Annotated in this window: 21 protein-coding genes; 9 read left to right on the forward strand and 12 right to left on the reverse strand. The window is 44.6% G+C overall.

What is annotated here, in order from left to right; translation table 11 throughout:
* The first annotated feature begins 4 nt into the window (after nucleotides 1-4).
* On the forward strand, nucleotides 5-2,173 hold the full coding sequence (locus tag AC6H1S_RS09845) for a S9 family peptidase (protein ID WP_497563480.1): 2,169 nt from the start codon (nucleotides 5-7) through the stop codon (nucleotides 2,171-2,173).
* A 53-nt stretch (nucleotides 2,174-2,226) separates the two neighbouring features.
* On the opposite strand, the gene AC6H1S_RS09850 is transcribed toward AC6H1S_RS09845, so the two are convergent.
* Together AC6H1S_RS09850 and AC6H1S_RS09855 are read right to left on the reverse strand one after the other, a co-directional pair.
* Nucleotides 2,227-2,931: a DUF3307 domain-containing protein gene (locus AC6H1S_RS09850; RefSeq protein ID WP_497563481.1), complete on the reverse strand. Its 705-nt coding sequence runs from the start codon at nucleotides 2,929-2,931 to the stop codon at nucleotides 2,227-2,229.
* Entirely contained in the window at nucleotides 2,931-3,545 is a 615-nt protein-coding gene (locus tag AC6H1S_RS09855; RefSeq protein WP_199140614.1) for a hypothetical protein, read from the reverse strand. The genes AC6H1S_RS09850 and AC6H1S_RS09855 overlap by 1 nt, the downstream gene beginning before the upstream one ends.
* A gap of 148 nt (nucleotides 3,546-3,693) precedes the next feature.
* Here AC6H1S_RS09855 and AC6H1S_RS09860 point away from each other — a divergent pair, with 148 nt between their 5' ends.
* The 5 genes from AC6H1S_RS09860 to AC6H1S_RS09880 are packed head-to-tail and all read left to right on the forward strand — an operon-like array spanning nucleotide 3,694 to nucleotide 10,576.
* Nucleotides 3,694-4,713: a ligase-associated DNA damage response exonuclease gene (locus AC6H1S_RS09860; protein ID WP_199140613.1), complete on the forward strand. Its 1,020-nt coding sequence runs from the start codon at nucleotides 3,694-3,696 to the stop codon at nucleotides 4,711-4,713.
* Nucleotides 4,710-6,314, forward strand: a complete 1,605-nt coding sequence (locus AC6H1S_RS09865; RefSeq protein WP_497563482.1) for an ATP-dependent DNA ligase — start codon at nucleotides 4,710-4,712, stop codon at nucleotides 6,312-6,314. Before AC6H1S_RS09860 ends, AC6H1S_RS09865 begins: the two co-directional genes overlap by 4 nt.
* 20 nt (nucleotides 6,315-6,334) lie before the next feature.
* Complete coding sequence (locus tag AC6H1S_RS09870; RefSeq protein WP_497563483.1) at nucleotides 6,335-8,806, forward strand: ligase-associated DNA damage response DEXH box helicase; 2,472 nt, start codon at nucleotides 6,335-6,337, stop codon at nucleotides 8,804-8,806.
* A gap of 4 nt (nucleotides 8,807-8,810) precedes the next feature.
* Complete coding sequence (gene pdeM, locus AC6H1S_RS09875) at nucleotides 8,811-9,449, forward strand: ligase-associated DNA damage response endonuclease PdeM (protein ID WP_497563484.1); 639 nt, start codon at nucleotides 8,811-8,813, stop codon at nucleotides 9,447-9,449.
* A 20-nt stretch (nucleotides 9,450-9,469) separates the two neighbouring features.
* The gene (locus AC6H1S_RS09880; RefSeq protein WP_497563485.1) at nucleotides 9,470-10,576 is read left to right on the forward strand and encodes a hypothetical protein; all 1,107 of its coding nucleotides are present in this window, start codon (nucleotides 9,470-9,472) and stop codon (nucleotides 10,574-10,576) included.
* Between the two features lie 35 nt (nucleotides 10,577-10,611).
* Here the strand turns inward: AC6H1S_RS09880 and AC6H1S_RS09885 are convergent, their stop codons facing one another.
* Genes AC6H1S_RS09885 through AC6H1S_RS09905 form a run of 5 tightly spaced genes read right to left on the reverse strand, consistent with a single transcriptional unit; the run spans nucleotide 10,612 to nucleotide 14,778 of the window.
* Nucleotides 10,612-11,220: a hypothetical protein gene (locus AC6H1S_RS09885; protein WP_497563486.1), complete on the reverse strand. Its 609-nt coding sequence runs from the start codon at nucleotides 11,218-11,220 to the stop codon at nucleotides 10,612-10,614.
* Between the two features lies 1 nt (nucleotide 11,221).
* On the reverse strand, nucleotides 11,222-12,490 hold the full coding sequence (gene bioA / locus AC6H1S_RS09890) for an adenosylmethionine--8-amino-7-oxononanoate transaminase (RefSeq protein WP_497563487.1): 1,269 nt from the start codon (nucleotides 12,488-12,490) through the stop codon (nucleotides 11,222-11,224).
* Nucleotides 12,487-13,365: a CPBP family intramembrane glutamic endopeptidase gene (locus AC6H1S_RS09895; RefSeq protein ID WP_497563488.1), complete on the reverse strand. Its 879-nt coding sequence runs from the start codon at nucleotides 13,363-13,365 to the stop codon at nucleotides 12,487-12,489. Before AC6H1S_RS09895 ends, bioA begins: the two co-directional genes overlap by 4 nt.
* Nucleotide 13,366: 1 nt before the next feature.
* Nucleotides 13,367-13,804: an NUDIX domain-containing protein gene (locus AC6H1S_RS09900; RefSeq protein ID WP_497563489.1), complete on the reverse strand. Its 438-nt coding sequence runs from the start codon at nucleotides 13,802-13,804 to the stop codon at nucleotides 13,367-13,369.
* Nucleotides 13,801-14,778 (reverse strand): cation diffusion facilitator family transporter, encoded by a 978-nt coding sequence (locus AC6H1S_RS09905; protein WP_199140716.1) that lies wholly within the window; start codon nucleotides 14,776-14,778, stop codon nucleotides 13,801-13,803. The genes AC6H1S_RS09900 and AC6H1S_RS09905 overlap by 4 nt, the downstream gene beginning before the upstream one ends.
* A gap of 115 nt (nucleotides 14,779-14,893) precedes the next feature.
* Here AC6H1S_RS09905 and AC6H1S_RS09910 point away from each other — a divergent pair, with 115 nt between their 5' ends.
* Nucleotides 14,894-16,087 carry a pyridoxal phosphate-dependent aminotransferase gene (locus AC6H1S_RS09910; protein WP_199140717.1) on the forward strand — a complete coding sequence of 398 codons (1,194 nt, stop codon included), beginning with the start codon at nucleotides 14,894-14,896 and terminating at the stop codon, nucleotides 16,085-16,087.
* A gap of 92 nt (nucleotides 16,088-16,179) precedes the next feature.
* Here AC6H1S_RS09910 and AC6H1S_RS09915 read toward each other — a convergent pair whose 3' ends face one another.
* Together AC6H1S_RS09915 and AC6H1S_RS09920 are read right to left on the reverse strand one after the other, a co-directional pair.
* On the reverse strand, nucleotides 16,180-16,674 hold the full coding sequence (locus tag AC6H1S_RS09915) for a hypothetical protein (RefSeq protein WP_497563490.1): 495 nt from the start codon (nucleotides 16,672-16,674) through the stop codon (nucleotides 16,180-16,182).
* 19 nt (nucleotides 16,675-16,693) lie between these two features.
* A complete protein-coding gene (locus AC6H1S_RS09920; RefSeq protein WP_199140719.1) occupies nucleotides 16,694-17,938 on the reverse strand; it encodes an ABC transporter permease in 1,245 nt (414 codons plus the stop codon).
* A gap of 241 nt (nucleotides 17,939-18,179) precedes the next feature.
* On the opposite strand from AC6H1S_RS09920, the gene queA reads away from it, so the two are divergent.
* Both queA and AC6H1S_RS09930 read left to right on the forward strand, forming a co-directional pair.
* Nucleotides 18,180-19,229 carry a tRNA preQ1(34) S-adenosylmethionine ribosyltransferase-isomerase QueA gene (queA, locus tag AC6H1S_RS09925; protein ID WP_199140720.1) on the forward strand — a complete coding sequence of 350 codons (1,050 nt, stop codon included), beginning with the start codon at nucleotides 18,180-18,182 and terminating at the stop codon, nucleotides 19,227-19,229.
* A 75-nt stretch (nucleotides 19,230-19,304) separates the two neighbouring features.
* The gene (locus tag AC6H1S_RS09930; protein ID WP_199140721.1) at nucleotides 19,305-19,967 is read left to right on the forward strand and encodes a 2-C-methyl-D-erythritol 4-phosphate cytidylyltransferase; all 663 of its coding nucleotides are present in this window, start codon (nucleotides 19,305-19,307) and stop codon (nucleotides 19,965-19,967) included.
* A gap of 51 nt (nucleotides 19,968-20,018) precedes the next feature.
* On the opposite strand, the gene AC6H1S_RS09935 is transcribed toward AC6H1S_RS09930, so the two are convergent.
* The 3 genes from AC6H1S_RS09935 to AC6H1S_RS09945 all read right to left on the reverse strand — a co-directional run bounded on the left by AC6H1S_RS09935 (nucleotide 20,019) and on the right by AC6H1S_RS09945 (nucleotide 21,167).
* Nucleotides 20,019-20,171 (reverse strand): lmo0937 family membrane protein, encoded by a 153-nt coding sequence (locus AC6H1S_RS09935; RefSeq protein ID WP_199140722.1) that lies wholly within the window; start codon nucleotides 20,169-20,171, stop codon nucleotides 20,019-20,021.
* Nucleotides 20,172-20,301: 130 nt separating this feature from the next.
* Nucleotides 20,302-20,523, reverse strand: coding sequence for a DUF2795 domain-containing protein (locus AC6H1S_RS09940; protein ID WP_097129232.1), 222 nt, complete (start codon nucleotides 20,521-20,523; stop codon nucleotides 20,302-20,304).
* 95 nt (nucleotides 20,524-20,618) lie between these two features.
* A complete protein-coding gene (locus AC6H1S_RS09945) occupies nucleotides 20,619-21,167 on the reverse strand; it encodes a cob(I)yrinic acid a,c-diamide adenosyltransferase (protein WP_199140723.1) in 549 nt (182 codons plus the stop codon).
* Nucleotides 21,168-21,251: the final 84 nt, after the last annotated feature.

Below are 21,251 nucleotides of genomic sequence, written 5' to 3' on the forward strand. Positions count from 1 at the left end.
ATATATGAAAATAACCAAGTATTTAATGGCCGTAGCGGTTGTTGCTTTGTTGGGCAACTACCAGGCAAAGGCACAAGGCCGTGGCGGTATTAACTGGACCAAAGACGGCAGTGGCTATTACCAGAACGCTGGTGGAGAAATCGTAATGATTACCTTGCCCAAAAGCGACAGGAAAACAGTAATCAGCAGAGAATTGCTAACCACAAACGGCAAGACAATTCCGGTACGAAGCTTTCAGCTGAGCGACGATGGCACCAAGGCGCTGATTTACACCAATACCAAAAAAGTTTGGCGCCAGGATAGCCGTGGCGATTATTGGGTAGCCGATATAGCCAACAACAAACTGACCCAGATTGGCAAAGACAAGCCCGCCTCTTCGCTCATGTTTGCCAAATTCTCGCCCGACGGCTCGAAAGTAGCCTATGTAAGCGGACACAACCTGTATGTAGAAGATTTGGCAACCGGCACTTCGAAAGCCTTAACTACCGACGGCACTTCAAGAATGATTAACGGTACCTTTGATTGGGTTTACGAAGAAGAGTTTGCCTGTTTGGATGGTTTTAGGTGGAGCCCTGATGGAAAATCTATCGCCTACTGGCAAATAGATGCCACCAAAATCAAAAACTTTTTGATGATCAACAACACCGATTCGATCTATTCTTTCACCATTCCGGTTGAATATCCAAAAGTTGGCCAAGATCCTTCAGCCTGCAAAATCGGAATTGTAGACATTGCAACGGCGAAAACCAATTGGCTGGCCATCCCGGGCGACAATGTGCAGCATTACATTCCACGCATGGAATGGATTCCGAACAGCAACGAAGTAATTTTGCAACAACTGAACCGTCAGCAAAACGAAAGCATTTTGTTTGTTGCCGATGCCGGAACAGGCAAAGTAAGCCAGGTTTACAAAGAAAACGACAAAGCTTGGATCGATGCTACCGATGGCTGGGTTTGGCTTAACGGCAACAAGGAGTTTGTTTGGCAAAGCGAAAAAGACGGCTGGACACACCTTTACCGCATCAGCAAGGACGGCAAAAAAAAATCGTTGATTACCAAAGGCAACTATGATGTAATCAGCGTAAGCCTGATAGACGAAAAAGAGAACACCGTTTATTTCATGGCCTCGCCTACCAATGCGACCCAAAAATACCTTTATAAAACCAAATTGGATGGCAAAGGCAAACTAGAAATGGTTACACCATCGGTTTTACCGGGTACGCACAGCTATTCTATTTCGCCTAATGGCTTATTTGCCCGCCACAGCTACAACAGTGCTACTGTAAGCCCTGTTACCGAGTGGATGAATTTTAAAACCAACAACCCTTTAACCATGGAGGGCAGCATTACCAACCAGTTGGCTAAGCAACAACCTTCAAAAAACAAGGTAGAATTCTTTAAAGTAACTACCGAAGATGGTGTGGAAATGGACGGATGGATGAAAAAACCTGACAATTTCGATGCTACCAAAAAATACCCTGTTGTATTTTATGTTTATGGCGAGCCTGCTTCGCAAACCGCTGGCGATACGTTTGGCGCAGGCAGAAACTTCTTGTATGCCGGCGATATGGCCAAAGACGGCTACATCTACATTTCGATGGACAACCGTGGCGCACCCGTGCCCAAAGGAGCTAACTGGCGCAAAAGCATTTACAAAAACATTGGCGTTATCAATATCCGCGATCAGGCAATGGCCGCTAAAAAACTCTTGGCTACCAATGCTTTTATGGATAAAGACCGTGTGGCGGTTTGGGGCTGGAGTGGCGGCGGTTCTTCTACCCTTAACCTCATGTTCCAATATCCTGAGATCTACAAAACAGGAATCGCCATTGCGGCCGTGGGCAACCAGCTTACCTACGATAACATTTACCAAGAGCGTTACATGGGTACGCCATTTCCGAGCACCGAGGCTTATGTAAAGGGATCGCCAATTACCTATGCCAAAAATCTGCAAGGCAATTTATTGTATATCCATGGCACCGGCGATGATAACGTACACTACCAAAACGCCGAAATGCTGATCAACGAACTGATCAAAAACAAGAAAGTATTTCAAATGATGAGCTACCCTAACCGTACCCACAGCATTTCTGAAGGTCCGGGCACCAGCGAACACCTTTCTTTAACCTATACCAAATTCTTAAAAGAAAACTGTCCTCCGGGAGGAAGATAAACAACTACCCTAAAAAAGGCCTCTGCTAAACGTAGAGGCCTTTTTTTGTAAAGTTAAATTTCGATATGAAGCACGGCCATGGCTACAAGCAGTGCCGTACCGAAACTTAGCAACGTGCCAATCAGCACATATTCGGTAAGTTTGATATCGTGGGCATCCTTTAAATCGCCAAACCTGAAAATAGATTTGGCGGCCAGCAAAAAGCCTACCGCTTCAAAATGGTTGGTACATACGAAAAGATAAATCAGCAATCTTTCTAAAATGCCGATAAACTTGCCCGCATTTTGCAGCGAAGCCGTTCCGCCACCCGTGGGTATCCATTTGGCAATGATTACCCTAATCAATACCGCAGCTGGCGTAGTTAAGAACAAAGCGCCAAGCAACAACAGCCAAAATTGGTTGCTTTGCAAGAAAGCAAGGCTCACGTGGGGCTGGTAGAAATAATTCCAACAGCCTAAAATGACAGCGATATGCAAAGCCTGATCGGCAAAGAACCAAATTCTTTTGGTGCCGGCTTTCTGAAAAAGCAGCTTAATCGCATCTATTATTCCGTGCAGCAAACCGATAAGCAAAGCCAATGGCCAAACGGCAAAAGACATAAAAACCACAAAAATCAAGGCCATGTGGATGGCAACATGCAGGTAAAGCTTCGGCGATTTGAGCTTGATGCGTTCCTTTTCTGCCACCCAGGCATCGGGTTGCAGCACAAAATCGCCCAGTACATGTGCCAGCAAAAGTTTAAGCAAGGCTATTTCCATTATCTTTTAATGAGTTGAACAATCCGGTTTCTATATCTGTTTTCGAGCTCCATAATTTCTGTGTAATGGGCCCTTTTTAAGGCTTCGCTAACCGACGATTGGCTCCTCCCCGATATCTTGGCAATCTGGTCTTGCTTGGTTTCCTGATTTTCGATGGCATATTTTACCATTTCGGCACCTATCTGCCCCCAGTTATCCATCGCAATCAGCGCCAAGCGGATGGAAAAGTTAAAATCATCGTCAAAATCAGGCCAAGGTGTTTTAATGGCCATATTGGTTTTATAGAGCTTGAGGTTATCAAAAGCCATACCCGAGCTGATAAAAGCCTCGCCATTGGCTTCTGTAACCTTAGCCGAATCAATACTTTTCTTGCCCAAGCCAATGCCAATGCGCACATCTGCCTTTTTCAGGGTTTTGATACAAGCCTTAATGTAAATGGCATTAAGCAAGGCATCTTCGGGGCTCAGTTCTACCTGAAAGCTATCGCCTCTAAAAATTTCCCATTTTGGCTTTTTTTTGCCCAATAGATGCTCTAAAGCCGATTTCAAGGTACCGATCCATTCGTCGGGCAATACCCTCGAATTGACTATATCTCCTGTAATTACTGCTATCATTTTACTAATATCGGCTAAATACCCGATATTTCCAATTATCGGCTAAATACCCGATATTTTAATTTATCGGCTAAATACCCGATAATAAATGTAATCGGCCCCATGCCCGACCCCAAACTTTGTATGGACAATATACGTTAATATAGCTATGGCAATAATCAAATTTACCAATAAAGGCATTTATTGCCCCCAAGGCAATTTCTACATCGATCCTTGGCATCCGGTTGATTATGCGGTAACAACCCACGGCCATGCCGACCATGTGAAATGGGGCAATAAAAACTACCTCTGCCACGAACTAACCAAGCCTATACTACAACAACGTTATGGCCTGAGCGATAATGTACAAACATTGCCTTACCACGAAGAAATAGACATTAACGGGGTTAAACTAAGCCTGCATCCAGCTGGACACGTCATAGGTTCAGCACAAGTCAAATTGGCCTACAAAGGCGAAATATGCGTGGTTTCGGGCGATTACAAAATAGAATACGATGGCATCAGTACTGCTTTCGAACCTGTAAAATGCCATACTTTTGTAACCGAGAGTACTTTTGGCCTACCCATTTACCACTGGCAGCCTCAGGAACTGATTTTCGAACAGATGAGAGACTGGATAGCTATTAACCACCTCAAAGGCAAAACAAGTATCCTGATAGCCTACAGCTTGGGCAAGGCACAACGGCTCATCAAAAACCTGGCCGGTAACTACCCAATTTATGTGCATCAATCCATTGCCAATTTGAACGACGGCTTTAAAGCGGCCGGCGTAGACCTGCCCAACACCATCAGAATAACCTCCGAAACCAAAAAAGAAGAAATGCAAAAGGGAGTCGTAATCGTTCCACCAGCCTTGGCCGATGGCAAATGGATCAAAAGCCTGCAACAACCCGCTACAGGTATCTGCTCGGGCTGGATGATGGTACGTGCAGGCAGAAGATGGCGAAGCGCGGATGCAGGTTTTGCCCTGAGCGATCATGCCGACTGGCCCGGCCTATTGACCGCAATTAAGGCCACGGGTGCCGAAAAAGTATTTGTTACCCATGGCTCGTCGGCGGTTTTTGCCAAATACCTGAACGAAATTGGAATCGGTGCCGAAGAAGTAACCACCAAGTATGGCAGCGACGACGACGAAAGCCTGATTAACCTGATAGAAAACACGAATTGAAACGTTTTGCCCAACTGATACAAGAACTCGAGCTCAGCAACAAAACCAACGATAAAATAGAAGCCTTAGTAGCCTATTTTAACGAAGCTGATGACAGGGACAAGCCCTATGTGATTGCTATGTTTACCGGAAAAAAGCCAAAAAGACCGGTAAATACCGCCTTGATTAAGCAATGGGCCATTGAATTGAGCCAGTTGCCCGAATGGCTTTTTACCGAAAGCTACCACAACGTAGGCGACCTAAGCGAAACCATTGCCCTTGTTTTGCCACCAGCTGCCCAAAACATAGCCAAACCCTTGCACCAATGGGTGGCCGAACTGGCCGAATTGGCTCAAAAAGACGATGAAGCCAAAAAAACATACGTTACTAATGCCTGGAACAGCCTCAATACCCAAGAACGTTTCATCTTCAACAAGCTTATTTCCGGAAATTTCCGCATCGGGGTTTCCAATAAAATGCTCGTTAATGCCATTGCCAAGCAAACCAGACAAGAGAGCAGCAAAATCATGCACAGCATCATGGGCAAATGGCAACCCCACAAAATCACTTATGAAGTACTGACTTCGGGAAGCCACGTCAATACCGACAACTCCTGGCCCTATCCTTTTTGCCTGGCTTATGCCTTAGATACAGAACCCGAAAACCTGGGCGATCCGGCAGCCTGGCAGGCCGAATGGAAATGGGATGGCATCCGCGGACAAATTGTGAAGCGCAATGGCGAACTGTTTATATGGTCGCGGGGCGAAGAACTGGTTACCGAACAGTTTCCCGAACTTCATTTTTTAAAAGACGAATTGGAAGACGGCATCGTGTTGGATGGCGAAATCCTCTCGGTAAAAGAAGGCAAGGTACAATCATTCAGTACGCTGCAGCAACGGCTAAACCGGAAAACCATCAGCAAAACGCAATTGCAACACGCGCCCATCGGATTTTTCACTTACGACATTTTAGAATACCAAGGCGAAGACATCAGGCAATATCCCCTGGCACAAAGGCGTACCCTGCTTGCCAGCCTGGTTGAAAAGCTCGAAACCAAACAAATCGTCATGCTGTCTCCGCTTGTAGCGTTTGCCACTTGGGAAGAACTGGCTGAGCAAAGGTTAAATTCGAGAGCCATCAATAGCGAGGGTATCATGCTCAAAAAACTGGATTCTGTTTTTCACACCGGCCGTAAGCGTGGCGATTGGTGGAAATGGAAAATCAACCCATACACCGTAGATACCGTGATGATTTACGCCCAAAAAGGAAGTGGCAGACGCGCCAATTTCTACACCGACTATACCTTTGCCGTGCGTGATGGCAATCAGCTCATTACCATAGCCAAGGCTTATTCTGGCCTTACCGACAAGGAAATTAAGGAAGTAAACAGCTTTGTGAACAAAAATGCCATCGAGAAATTTGGTCCCGTACGCACCGTAAAGCCCGAACTTGTGTTCGAAATCGCTTTTGAAGGTATAGCCGAAAGCAAACGCCACAAAGCCGGATTGGCTCTCCGTTTTCCGCGTATCGCCAGGTGGCGAAAAGACAAAAAAGCAGACGAAATCAATACCCTGGAAGATTTGAAGCAATTATTGGTGGCTGCCGAAACGTTAAAGCCTTAAAGTCTTATATTCGTATTGCGATGCAAAAAACAGTAGGTTACCAGAAAATAGTTGCCTGGCTCAAAGCGAGCAAAAAGAAGCCTTTCGATTTTCAGCAAGAGGCCTGGAACTATTACCTGCAGGGCTATAGCGGCTTGGTAAACGCACCAACCGGCTTTGGCAAAACCTTTTCATTGTTTTTGGCAGCAGTAATAGCAGGGCTTAATGCCGAAGCCGACCCCATAGATTCTAAGTATAGCAAAGGCCTGCAGCTCATTTGGATTACGCCCCTGCGTTCACTAGCCAAGGATATTGCCCGGGCCATGCGCGAAGTACTGTTCGAATTGGAGTTGGATTGGACCGTTGGCGTCAGAAATGGCGATACCACGCAGGCCGAAAAACTGCAACAGAAGAAAAACCTGCCCGAAGTTCTGCTCATCACCCCCGAAAGCCTGCACCTCATGTTGGCCCAAAAAGGCTCAACTTCCCTGTTCAAAAACCTAAAATGCATTGTAGCCGACGAATGGCATGAACTATTGGGCAGCAAAAGAGGCGTATTGGTAGAATTGGCCATATCGCGCATCAAGGGGCTGCAGAAAGCTAGCAACAATGAGAAGCTGAGGGTTTGGGGTATATCGGCTACCATTGGCAATATTGAAGAAGCACTCGAAGTAATCGCGCCTGAAGCCGGGGCCAAGAAAGTAATCGTCAGGGCCAGGCTGGAAAAGAAAATCGCCATTAAATCTATTTTGCCCGACGATATCGAAACCTTGCCCTGGGCTGGGCATTTAGGCCTCAAACTGGCTTACAAGCTCCTACCCATTATAGCAAAGAGCAAAACCACGCTCATTTTTACCAATACACGCGGACAGGCGGAAATGTGGTACCAGCACCTGCTCAACATCGAGCCAGACTTAGCCGGGCGTATTGCCATCCACCACGGATCGATAGATTTCGAGCTGCGAAACTGGATCGAAGAATCGCTGCATACCGGCCTGCTCAAAGCCGTTATCGCCACCTCGTCACTCGATTTGGGCGTAGATTTTAAGCCTGTCGATACCGTTGTACAGGTAGGATCGCCCAAAGGTGTAGCCCGTTTCCTGCAAAGGGCCGGCCGTTCGGGCCACTCGCCCGGCCAAACTTCCAAAATCTATTTTTTGCCCACCCATGCCCTCGAACTGGTAGAAGCCGCCGCCATTAAGGAAGCCGCCAAATACCACAACATCGAAAGCAGGGAGCCCGTAATTATGGTGTTCGATACGCTGATCCAATACCTGGTTACCTTGGCCATAGGCGATGGTTTCGACGACCAAACCATTTACGAAGAAATCAAGCAAACCAATGCCTTCAAGCTGCTGCTGCCCGAAGAATGGGCCTGGATAATGCAGTTCATCACTTCTGGCGGCGATAGTTTGAGCGCCTACCAGGAGTTTAAAAAAGTGGTGAGAGACGAAAAAGACGGGCTTTGGAAAGTAAAAAGCCGACAGATTGCCATGAGGCACCGCCTGCATATCGGTACCATTGTGAGCGAAGCCATGCTCAAAGTCAAATTTCTGACCGGAGGCTATGTTGGCATGGTTGAAGAATATTTTATATCGAAACTTAAACCCGGAGACAGCTTTACTTTAGCTGGACGGATTTTAGAGTTTATCCAGCTAAAAGACATGACCGTAATGGTGCGCAAAAGCAAAAGAAATAAAGCCATTTCTCCCAGTTGGATGGGCGGACGGTTGCCCCTTTCTTCGAATTTAGGTATGGTTTTGCGCAAAAAATACAATGAGGTACTCGAACCCAGCCAGCCGGAAGAAGAGCTTGACGTGGTACGCCCCTTATTCTTGGTCCAGCAGGAACGTTCGCATGTGCCCCAAAACAACGAACTGCTCATCGAAATGATCAACAACAAAGAAGGCTTCCACCTTTTTGCCTATCCTTTCGAAGGCCGGCTGGTACACGAAATATTGGCCGCTCTGGTAGCCTATCGCTTGGGCAAATTGGTCCCAATTACCTTTTCTATAGCCATGAACGATTACGGCTTCGAGCTGTTGAGCGACATCGAAATCCCGATGGACGATGCGATTGCCTACGAAGTTTTCTCGCCCAACAACCTTACCGAAGATATTGCCCTGAGTATCAACGCCACAGAAATGGCTCGTCGCAAGTTCAGGGATATTGCCTGCATTGCAGGCCTGGTTTTTCAGGGCTATCCGGGCAAATACGTCGCCAACAGGCACCTGCAATCGTCGGCGGGCCTATTTTTCAACGTATTTAGCGATTTTGACAGGCATAACCTACTTTTGCGCCAAGCTTACGACGAAGTGTTTTACCAGCAATTGGAAGAACCCCGTTTGGCGGCCGCCCTACATCGTATACAGCAAAGTCTAATTGTAATTACTTATCCACAGAGGTTTACCCCCTTGTCTTTCCCCATCAAGGTCGACAGCCTGAGGGCAAACATGAGTTCGGAAGAATTAGAACAGCGCATCGAGCGGATGAAAGGCGAAGTTTTCAAGTAAAAACATGATCATTACCCTCAAAGAAGAAGAATTGATATTAACCAAAGAACGGGCCGTTTTTTTTCCAAAAGAACAGCTCTTGGCTATCAGCGACCTTCATTTGGGCAAATCGGCGCATTTTAGAAAAGCCGGCATACAGGTGCCTACCACCTTGGCGCAAAGCGACCTGCAGAGGCTCAGCAGCTTGCTCGAAAAATTCCAGCCCAAAATACTGCTCATTAACGGCGATATGTTTCACCACGACCACAACACCGAAGTAGACGATTTTGCACATTGGAAACAGCAATATAACCCAATCGAATTTGTACTGGTAAAGGGCAATCATGATCAGCTTGACGAACAAAGCTATCATCATCTGGGCATCAAAATCTACGACCCGAGCTATTGTACCACTAAGTTTTGTTTCATCCACGATTTTGTAAAGTGCAAGGAAGAAGCGCTTTATCCCATCAGCGGGCATATCCACCCAGGAATAACCCTATTGGGCAAAGCCAAGCAAAGCCTGCGTTTTCCCTGCTTTTATTTCGGCGCAGATTATGCCGTACTGCCAGCCTTTAGCGCCTTTACAGGCCTCAGCATGATCAGGCCCAAAACTAACGACCAAATATTTGCCATTACACCTTCAAAAGTGATTAAAGTATAGTTATTTATATATTTGGCCCCATGAGAAAAATCTTCGCTATTTTATTCTTTTCGATTGTTTGCGGCTTACAGGCAGACGCGCAGCTCAATATCAATCCCGGAGTAGACACTACAGACCTTACGATTAAATCGGCCCTTAAATTCTATGCGGACTACATGAGCGAATTTAAAGGCAAAAAACTGCCCGATTTTAAGAAATATTGGAGCGAAGAAGATTGCAAAAGGTACAAAATACCAGATCTTTCTATTTATGGCATCGGTGGCGATTATCCGATCTACGCCATGGCACCCATCAAAACCATTACTTATGTCAAGCCCTTGGCAAACGACATAGTCATCCTAAAATCTGTTGGCGGCTGGATTGATACCCTAAAGATTTTGAATGTGATGTATATCTCTAATCACATCATCAAAAAAGACAAGAACCAGCAATTGCATTTTGTAAAACCCATTACTTTCTACAAACAGGGCTGGCAACACAAAGACCTCCGAAATATCCATTATACTTTTCCCAAAAAGCATATTTTCAATCAAAAAAGAGCCGATAGCCTGATTAGGCAAATAGAAAGACTAGAGAAGGACTGGGAGCTCAAGCCCATACAAATCGAGTATGTTTTTGCTCCTACCTACGATGAAATACAACAGATCAGGGGTTTCGATTTTACATTAGGCCTAGGTAACAGGGAGAAACCCTCTGGTCTTTCAAACCAAACAGACAATATCGTGTACGGCGCCGGCAATGGCGAAAACTACTTCCACGAAATTGTGCATATTTACCTCAACCCTCTACATCCCAAATCACCGTTAAACGAAGGCTTGGCTGTATTTTACGGTGGTTCTATGGGGCAAAGCCTTTCGTGGCACATCAGGCGGGTTAAGGCATACCTGAAAAACCACCCCGAAATTAACTTGAACAAACCCCAAGAATTTTACTTTATGGATAACTACACCAATCCTTTAAGTTCTATACAGGGCCTGTTGTGCAACGTCATTTATAAAAAAGACGGCATAAAGGGTTTGAAGCGCCTAATGGCTTATACCGATATGAACGAAGTGTACGAAAAGGAATTTAAGCTCGACCTTAAAAACCTCAACCATGGACTGAGAGAGCTGATTGAAAATCAGTAAAATCAATTTTACTTAGGCTGTGGCTAACTAGCTGATTAATTGACCACTTTTGCCAAGCTCTGCATCCAGTCATTAAACATTTGCTGCTCAATTTGGATAATGGCTTCGGCATGCTGTTCCCAGTCTGGCGAAAATTCGCGTAATTGGTTCAGCATTTCTTCCAAGTGGCCTTCTTCTTCCAAAATAATCGATTTTACGGTCACCTTGCTTGCCTTAGCTGTCAAAATCTGCTGATAAATCGGGTAAAGCTCATCTGCCCTAACTTCAATAGCATAGGTTACAAAAAGATAGGCGGCAAACTTCAGGTCGAAACCACTCAAGCTGAAATGTTTTTTCAAATACCTGCACACTTGTACGTCGAGCGTATTGAGGTAAAAACGGGTGTGATCGGGCACCAGCAATTCGGCATTGGTATAGGTTTTGCATAAATTCTCGTCGAGCTTGGCCAATTGCTTTTTCAGGTAGTAGGCATGACGGTGTTCTTCAGCCGCATGCTTCAAAATCAGCAGCGTGACTTCTTCTTTGTGCTCAGAAGCCGATATCTTTTTAGCACCTGCATTTTCCATGTACGACAAAGTATTCAACCATTTGGAATGCAGTTGGTTATCGTTAACTATATTTTCTAAAATCGAAGAAAGTTGCATGTTATATTTCGTCTAAAGCTTGTTGAATAGTGCGGTAAATGTACGCCAAATCATCGTTAGAAATGACATACGGAGGTAAGATGTAAATAATATTGCCTAAGGGTCTCAAGATAATTCCCTTAACTAAAAAGTAGGTGTACAAGCGATCTCTCAAGCCACTGAGGTAAGACGTATCGTTGCCGGTTTCCCACTCCAGCGCAATAATGGTTCCGGTTTGGCGCACATTGCGCAGTTTGGGATGGTCCTTGACCTTTTCAAAAAACTGGCGATGCTGGGCTTCTACCCTTTTGATGTTGGCCAAAGTTGCCGGTTCCAGCAAAATATCCAAGCTGGCCAATGAAGCGGCGCAGGCCACCGGATTGGCCGTAAACGAGTGTCCATGGTAAAGCGTTTTCAATTTGTCTTCGCTTAAAAAAGCCTCGAATATTTTGGCATTGCAGGTAGTAAGCCCCATAGGCATGGTGCCTCCGGTTAGGCCTTTGCTCAAACAGAAAATATCGGGCCTGTTGCTTAGCTGTTCGGTAGCGAAAAAGGTTCCGGTTCGACCAAAACCAGTCATTACCTCGTCGGCAATGGTCAGTACTTCGTTTTCGGCACAGGTAGCCAACAATTGATCCAAATGCTCAGCTTCGTACATCAACATGCCACCGGCACCTAATATCAAAGGTTCGAAGATAAAACAAGCCAGCTGGGATTTTAAGTTTTGGATTTTAGCTTGTAGGGCTGCCATGTTTTCGGCCGTTGGCAGGTCGATAAACTCCACATCAAAAAGCAGTTCGGCAAAAGGATGTGTAAAAATGCTCCGGCCACTAACCGACATCGCCCCAAAAGTATCGCCATGGTAAGCATCTTTAAAGGCCAGCACTTTTTTCTTGGTGGTATTGCCTTTATTGTTCCAGTATTGCAAACACATTTTCAGGGCTACTTCTACCGCTGTAGAGCCGTTGTCGCTGTAAAAAGCCTTTTCTTGCTGGCCTGGCAACAAAGGCAACAACCGCTCGGCCAGGGTTACGGCTGGTTCGTGCGTAAAGCCCGCAAAAATGACGTGTTCGAGGGTTTGCAGCTGTGCGGCTACTTTTTGCGCAATATGTGGATGCGCATGGCCGTGAATAGTTACCCACCACGATGAAACGGCATCTATATATTTTTTGCCATCTTCGGCATACAGGTAAACACCTTCGCCATGGGTAATGGAAATGGGTGTCAAGGCATTCTTCATCTGGGTATAAGGATGCCATATTACTTTTTGGTCTCTTTCTACTAAATTCATGCTATTCGCTCCTTTTCTTCATGGACTTCTTCAAAAGCCCAAGTTACTACTGGTGCAATCCGATAACGGTACAACATCCAGCTTATTAAAATCGACAAGATTAGGGTACAAAAAACAGAACCCTCTATGCCAAAATCCCCTCCCGAAAGATAGGCTTTGCCAATGGGCTGGGCTATCAAGGCCCGTTCTGTAGCTAATCCGCTTACTTTATAGCCCAATAATACGCCTTGGGCAAAATTCCATCCGAAATGGATGCCGATGGCCCAGCTTACATTTCGTTTTATCAGGGTAAAAACAGCAAACAGCGTTCCAGCCAACACGATATTGAGAAACGCCAGGGGCGTATAACCCGGATTGGCCAGGTGTACCAGTCCAAAACCAATGCTGTTAATGATTATTGCAACAGCTATGCGATAGCTTTCGGCTAACACAAACAAGGGATAGGTACGGAACATCAGCTCTTCAAAAACGGCGACCAGTATGAAATAAAACAAATAGACCGCCAAGGTAATGAAACTGATGCTGCCCATAGCAAAGCGAACATTACCATTGGCCCATAAAATACCTCCACAAAACGCAATGAGCAAAAACCCGATCAACGTTCCCTTTAAAAAACCTGAAAATGCGCCTATTTTCCTGACAAAGACAGTCCAAAAATCAATTTTAAATATAAAAAAGACCATTTGTAAACTGCCTAAAATAGCCAGTACCATACCAAGCTCCCAATAAAGCTCAATGTCAAAGCCACTCCCGGCCAAAGGAAGAAAGCTAAATCCAAAAACCATGGCAACGGGGATTACCCACAAAACAATAAAAAACAGGAACAGTATAATTTTTATAATCGGTGCCAGGTAGTATAAAACAGGTCTTTGCATTTTAGGCGAGCGTATTTTTGAGTAAGGCAACCACCGTTTTGTCGGTTTTGAAAGTAATCTCGTCTAAGCTGAGGGTGCTGATGTTTGCCCACCTGAAAGACTGCGTGCTACCGGCCGAGAAATCAAAAACGGTTGTTTTAATATCCAGTGCCAACGAATTTACCGCCTTTACAATATAATAGACGCTGATGAGCTGGCTTTCGTTAAACGACGATTTTTCGTAGAAATCGGTGGTATAAAAATGGCTTACAACCTCTATGGCCGCATTGCATTCTTCCACAAACTCGCGTTTCAAGGCATCGATCAATCCTTCGCCCAGCTCTACGCCACCACCCGGAAATTTCGTAAAGTACTGTCCGTATTCATATTCGTCGCTCAGCAGCACCTCATTGCTTTCGTTAATGAGCAGGCCATATACCCTTACGTTAAAATAACTCATTGATTAAAGTGCTTTTGGTTTTTGGTTACATTTTCCATGTTCCAGGCAATTTCTGCCCTGAAAGCCTCTTGCCTTACGCCGCAGTTCTGCATTTTGCAATAATTGCAGCAGGCCGGCAAACAAGGGTCGGCATGGATAAAAAGTTCGGTTTGGCGAGAGCCCGAAACGTTGATGAGTTGATCTATGTTCGAAATTTCCTGATGCACGGCAGTAAGATCAAAATAATAGGGCAACGTAACATGGCAATCGATGTGCAAATCGGCCCCGTATTGCTGCGCCCTCAAATTATGGATGTCTATCCAGCTATCCTGACGGTTATTTTGTAGAATAACTACAATATCCTTCACCAGCTCCATATTGCTTTCGTCCATAAGCCCGCCTACCGATTTCCGGGTCAGCTTGTAGCCGTTAAAAATGATATACAAACCCAGACCAATAGAAATTACGCCATCCAGCCAATAAAAACCCGTTAGCTGGATCAGGATAATGCCCACCACCAGTCCGGCGCTGCTCACCGAATCGGTAAGCAGGTGCTTGCCATCGGCCTCCAAAGTAATCGAATTGTTCTTTTTGCCAGTATTGATGAGGTAATAGCCCACCAAAGCATTGATGACGCCAGTGGCACCGATGATAATGGCTCCATCAACCAACTGTTTGATTTCATTCGGATAAATGAGGTCGTAAGTTGACTTGAAGATGATGATAATTCCTGCAAGGCCGATGAGAATGCCCTCTAAAAAAGCCGAAAAAAATTCAACTTTGCCATGTCCATAGGGATGATTTTCGTCTTTGGGCAAGGTAGCCAGGTAAATACTGTAAAAAGCAAAGGAACTGGCCAATACATTGACGATACTTTCGGCCGCATCGGTAAGGATGGCGTTAGAACCTGTGAGAAAATAAGCTACAAATTTGGCCAGCATCAAAGCAATGCTTACACATAGCGAAATCAGTATAGCCTTCTTTTTTGGTTGCAATTGAGGAAATTTTAGACCCAAAATTACAGTTTAATGCTCAGGTTTTATGAAAATTGTTATTTTTTGACCCAAAATTCGCTCAGGTTTTTATATTTGCGCTTTCACTCAAATCATTATGACATTTTTATCTAGAAGAATCCGTAACCTATCCGAATCTCAGACCATCAAAATGGCAAAGTTAGGTAGAGAATTAGCTGCCAAAGGGATTGATGTAATCAATTTAAGCTTTGGAGAACCCGACTTTTTTACGCCGGACAATGTAAAGGCCGCTGCTAAAAAAGCAATCGACGAAAACTACTCCTACTACACACCGGTTTCCGGCTATCCAGATTTGCGAAAGGCAATTACAGCGAAGCTTCAAAGAGAAAATGGCCTGAGTTATGAAATCGACCAGATTGTGGTTTCTACTGGTGCCAAACAAAGCTTGGCTAATGCCGTCATGTGCCTCATCGATCCAGACGACGAAGTGATCGTACCTACACCTTATTGGGTATCTTACTCAGAAATGATCAAACTGGCCGAAGGCAAAACCGTATTCATCAACGCCACCGTAGAACAGAACTTTAAAATAACCGCACAACAATTGGAAGAGGCCATTACGCCAAAAACCAAATTGTTCATGTTCTCTTCGCCTTGCAACCCAACCGGCTCGGTATACAGCAAGGAAGAGCTGGCTGCCTTGGTGGCCGTGTTCGAAAAGCACCCCAATATCTTCATCATCTCCGACGAAATTTACGAGCACATCAACTTCGTAAACGAGCACGCTTCTATCGCATCGTTCGATTCGATCAAAGACCGTGTAGTGGTAATCAACGGTTTTTCTAAATCGTACGCCATGACTGGATGGAGAGTAGGTTACATGGCCGCCAACAAAGAAATTGCCGCGGCCTGCGACAAAATGCAGGGGCAGATCACTTCTGGAACTTCTTCTATCAGCCAACGCGCAGCGCTTGCTGCTTACGAAGGCGGACTAGAAACCGTTTTGAGCATGCGCGAAGAATTCAGGAAACGCAGAGACATCGTTTACGATTTGTTGAAAGCCATTCCGAATGTAAAAGTGAACCTGCCAGATGGTGCTTTTTATTTCTTCCCAGAAGTGAAAAGCTATTTTGGCAAAAGCTTTAACGGAACGCCTATCAACAACGCCGAAGAATTGTGCCTTTACCTTTTAAACGAAGCGCACGTTTCGCTGGTAACCGGCGAGGCTTTTGGCAACGAAGACTGCATCCGTATTTCTTATGCCGCATCTGAAGAGCAATTGAGGCTAGCCGTTAAAAGAATTGGTGAAGCTTTGGCTCAATTGGTTTAAGCAAACCATTAATTTAATTATAACAAAAAAGAGGCCTGCAATTGCGGGCCTCTTTTTTTAGTTTTTTGATACTAAATTTTTAACATAGTAGTCTACCAAGGTTTATTTGCAGAATTTACAGCGTTTCTAATCTGTGTTTCATCGGCGAAATATAAATCGCTTATTTCTTTTGCCCTATTGAACTTGTCTTGATCAAATGCACTAACAAATGCGTCAATATATGCTGTTCCACAAGCCTTTGTCCAGCTATCTGTTGCTGAAAAACCAACTCTGGCTATTTCAAAAACAAGATTCACTCTTTTATTTTTGATTGCGCTTAAATAATTTCCGATAAATTTTACATATGGATTTAACGCATCTTGTGCACTTTTTATTTCTTGATTAGGGAGCAAGGCATGAATAACGTTCCAATGTAGGTAATCAACATTGGCATCTGTTGGATATACCTTTATTTCGATATGAGCGTATTTATCATGTCCCCTATAAAAGCCTATCCCATATAGCTCAGAAAAATCCCATTCTATAAGCTGCTGGGTGATAGTACTCAACTTCTCAACACCCATTAAGCTATAACGAAGTTCTTCCATTTTAAATAAGTATTCAAAATTAAGATCTGATCGCCTCTACCGGATCTAACCTCGAAGCTGAATAGGCCGGCCAAAATCCGGAAATCAATCCGATAATTACCGATACGCCTATACCGAGCACGATGTTGCTCATATACAAAATGACCTCTACCTTGGCCCCGTAGGTAAACACCAGGGTGAGCAGGTACACCAGTCCGAGGCCAAACGCCCCGCCCAACAGGCACAACACTACCGATTCGAATATAAACTGCAATAAGATAAAATAATTTTTGGCGCCCAGCGATTTTTGGATACCGATGATGTTGGTCCGCTCTTTTACCGAAACGAACATGATGTTGGCAATACCGAAACCGCCAACCAGGATAGAGAACCCTCCGATTACCCAGCCGGCAACCTTAACCACGCCAAACATAATATCCAGCTGGTTAGACAGCATGGTGGTTTTATTCAAAGAAAAATCGTCTTCTTCGCCTGGCCTGAGCCTGTGTATAGAGCGCATCTGCCCCCTTAATTCAGCCTCAACCTCATCCAGGCTGATATTATCCTTGCCCCTTACCGTTACCTGCGGATTGTAGCGGTCGTCTTGCACATCGAACAGACCTTTGGCCAGGTTAAGCGGAATCAATACGTTTTTATCTTGCGACATGCCGAGCATATCGTCGCCCTCTTTTTTAAATACGCCAACCACGGTTAAGCGGCGCCCCATTACCTTGATCTGCTTGCCTAAAGGCTCTTCTCCATTAAACAAACCATCGGCAATATCGGCGCCTAAAACACAAACTGGCGAGCCGTTGCGTCCTTCGTTATCGGTAAAATAACGGCCGTCCTGAAATTCGAGGTTCCAAGTGCGGTCGTACTCCTGACTGGCGGCATTAAGACTGGCTCCTTCTACAGAATTGCTATGGTATTTAATGGTCCGGTTACTGGCCGATGTTTCGAAACAAACGCCCTTGGCCATTTCCATGCGGTCTTTAAGCGATTCGTAATCCCTTAGCGAAGGCTGCGGACGGTTCATGTATTTCCACCAAGGATAATTATCGCCGAATAGCCATGGCCACTTCTGCACAAACAGCGTATTGGACCCCAGTTTGTCAACACTGGCCTGGATTTTATTGCGCATTGTATCAACGCCGGTTAATACGGCAATGATGAGAAATATACCAATAGTGATCCCCAATAGGGAAAGTGCGGTCCTCAGTTTGTTCTGGCGGAGTGCATCCCAGGCAAACCTGAAGCTCTCGCCTATTAGTCTAAAAATCATCATCATGCTATTTAGACCAAAAATACCATAAAAGGTTACAGTTGTGCGAGTATATTATAAAAAATACATTTGCAACGGCACACCAAAGGTTCTTGACGCTAAGTCCAACATTCTATCATTCTGTCATTCATTAACCCAATCATTCCCTCATTCTATCATTCTATTACGCCCATCCATAATTATTATATTGTAAAAACAAAATTATATTTCGTAAATTTGCGCCCTAATTTACATCCAAGAAAATATGAAGTTATCTCAATTTAAGTTCAATTTACCAGATTCGCTTTTAGCCAACACCCCTGCCGAACAAAGGGACGAAGCCAGATTAATGGTTTTACATAAAGACACTGGCCAAATTGAGCACAAAATTTTTAAAGATATTTTAGGCTATTTTGATGACAAGGACGTAATGATCTTGAACAACACTAAGGTATTTCCTGCCCGTTTGTATGGCAACAAGGAAAAAACCGGTGCCACCATCGAGGTATTTTTGTTACGTGAGCTGAACAAAGAACTACGCCTTTGGGATGTATTGGTTGACCCTGCCCGTAAAATACGCGTAGGCAACAAGCTTTATTTTGGCGATGACGACCTTTTGGTTGCCGAGGTAGTTGACAACACGACTTCCCGTGGCCGCACCATTCGTTTCCTTTTTGACGGAACTGATGAAGAATTCAGAAAAAACGTAGAAATATTGGGCGAAACCCCACTTCCAAAATACATCAAACGCAAAGCAACGGCGCAAGACAAAGAGCGTTACCAAACGATTTTCGCCAAACACGAAGGTGCAGTGGCGGCTCCTACCGCAGGCTTGCACTTTAGCCGCGAACTGATGAAGCGCCTAGAACTGAAAGGCGTTAATTTTGCCGAAGTAACCTTGCACGTAGGCTTGGGTACTTTCAGGCCGGTAGAAGTTGAAGATCTGACCAAGCACAAGATGGATTCGGAACAGTTCATTATCGAATCGGCCGCAGTAAATACCGTAAACAAGGCACTCGACGATAAGAGAAGGGTTTGTGCGGTAGGTACCACTTCAATGCGTGCCATCGAATCGGCGGTTTCGGCCAACAGAAGACTGAAAGAAGCCAACGACTGGACCAGCAAGTTCATCTTCCCTCCTTACGATTTTAGCATTGCCAATTGTATGATTACCAACTTCCACACGCCTGAATCTACTTTATTGATGATGGTAAGTGCATTTGGCGGCTACGAAAACGTAATGAATGCCTATAACGTTGCCGTAAAAGAGAAATACCGTTTCTACAGCTATGGCGATGCCATGTTGATTATTTAAAAAAGACATTGGTATTGAGAAGTGGGATTTGAGCGTTATACCTCATATCTCATTTCTTAATCTCAAATCTGGCTGATGAAATATTATGCAATAATTGTCGGAGGTGGTTCTGGCAAAAGAATGCAGAACCCCGTAGCCAAGCAGTTTTTGTTGCTGGGCAATCAGCCTGTGCTTATGCACACCCTTTCGGCTTTCCATCATTCAAACTTCAAACCCGAACTTATTTTAGTATTGCATCCCGACCTGCACCAGCAATGGGACGACCTTTGTACGCAATACAATTTTGACATACCCCACCTGTTGGTAAGAGGAGGCGAACAACGATTCCATTCGGTACGCAATGGCTTGATGGCCATTAAAGGTGATGGAATTATTGCCATACACGATGCCGTAAGGCCTTTGGTAAGCCAAAAACTGATTACACGCACTTTTGAAGAAGCCGAAGAAAACGGCAACGCCGTATGTTGTATCAAGCCCAGCGATTCGGTAAGGAGGCTAAAAGGCGACCAGAGCAAAATCATTAACCGCGATGAGCTGGTATTGGTGCAAACACCACAAACTTTCGAAATCAGCCAGTTGCGCAAAGCCTACCAACAGTCTTATCGGGCCAAGTTTACTGACGATGCTTCGGTGGTGGAAAAAGCCGGATTTAAAATCAATTTGATCGAAGGCGAACGCAACAATTTAAAGATCACGTTTCCGGAAGACCTGGAGCTAGCCCACTTTCTGCTTAGGTAGCCATAACTTTGGCAACACCTTTGTCGGCATTGCCAAAGTATACTTTAGTCATTAGGCGGCGCCTTTGATAACCCTTAGGATAATTGCAATAATAGCGATAACCAGCAAGGCATGGATAATGCCACCAGTATAATAGCCTCCCAAGAAGCTAATGGCCCAAATAATAACCAGAATAACTGCTATAACATAAAGTAGATTTCCCATAGTTTTAGTTTTTAAGTGATTGTTAATTCTTTTGATTTTATAGCATTAACAACAAGTAAACTAAAATTGTTCTAAAAAATAAAAAGCCCCCGATGATATCGGGGGCTTTTAAATGTTTCTGTTAAGCACTTTAATATTCGTCTTCGTTAAAAAAGAAGTCGTCTTTGGTAGGATAGTCTGGCCAAATCTCTTCGATCGTTTCGTAAGGCTCGCCATCATCTTCCAAGGCTTGTAAATTTTCAATCACCTCAACAGGTGCACCTGAACGAATAGCGTAATCAATTAATTCGTCTTTTGTTGCAGGCCATGGAGCGTCTTCCAAGTGCGATGCGAGTTCTAATGTCCAATACATATTACTTATATTACTTAATATTTATAATTCAACTTTCTGAGTTGGCAAAAGTATGCTAAAAAAAATGAGCAAAACAAATATTTTTTTCCACCAATTTAAATCCGTGGTATCCAGATGTTTTCTTCTGTTTTAGCATCAGCATTCAGTTTTCTGGCCAAAACAAATAAATAATCGCTCAATCTGTTCAAATAAATTGTAATATTGCTGTCAACAAAACTGTCGGCCGCCAGTTGCACCGCCAGTCTTTCGGCCCGCCTGCACACGCAACGTGCTAAATGACAATAAGATACCACGGTATTTCCACCCGGCAGTATAAAATGTTTCAATTCGGGCAGCACTTCGTTCATTTGGTCCATCTCCCGCTCCAAAAGCGTGATATCGCTTTCTAAAAGATCGGGGATTTTCATTTTCGAACGTTCGGGGTCTGAAGCCAACGACGAGCCAATTGTGAATAACCTGTCTTGGATCTCCTTTAAAATCTGCTGATGGTGGGCATCAATAGCCTGACACCTGATCAGTCCGATGTAGGAATTCAGCTCATCAACTGTTCCGTAGCTCTCGATGCGTACGTGATATTTGGGTACCCTGGTACCGCCAATGAGCGACGTTTGGCCCTTATCGCCGGTTTTGGTATAGATTTTCATTGCTGTAAGGTTGAAGGTCGAAGGTCGAAGGTTGAAGGTCGAAGGCGCGAGCTTGTCACTTCATGCCTTTTGCCTCATTCCTTA

The organism is Pedobacter sp. TM02, assembly GCF_059705275.1.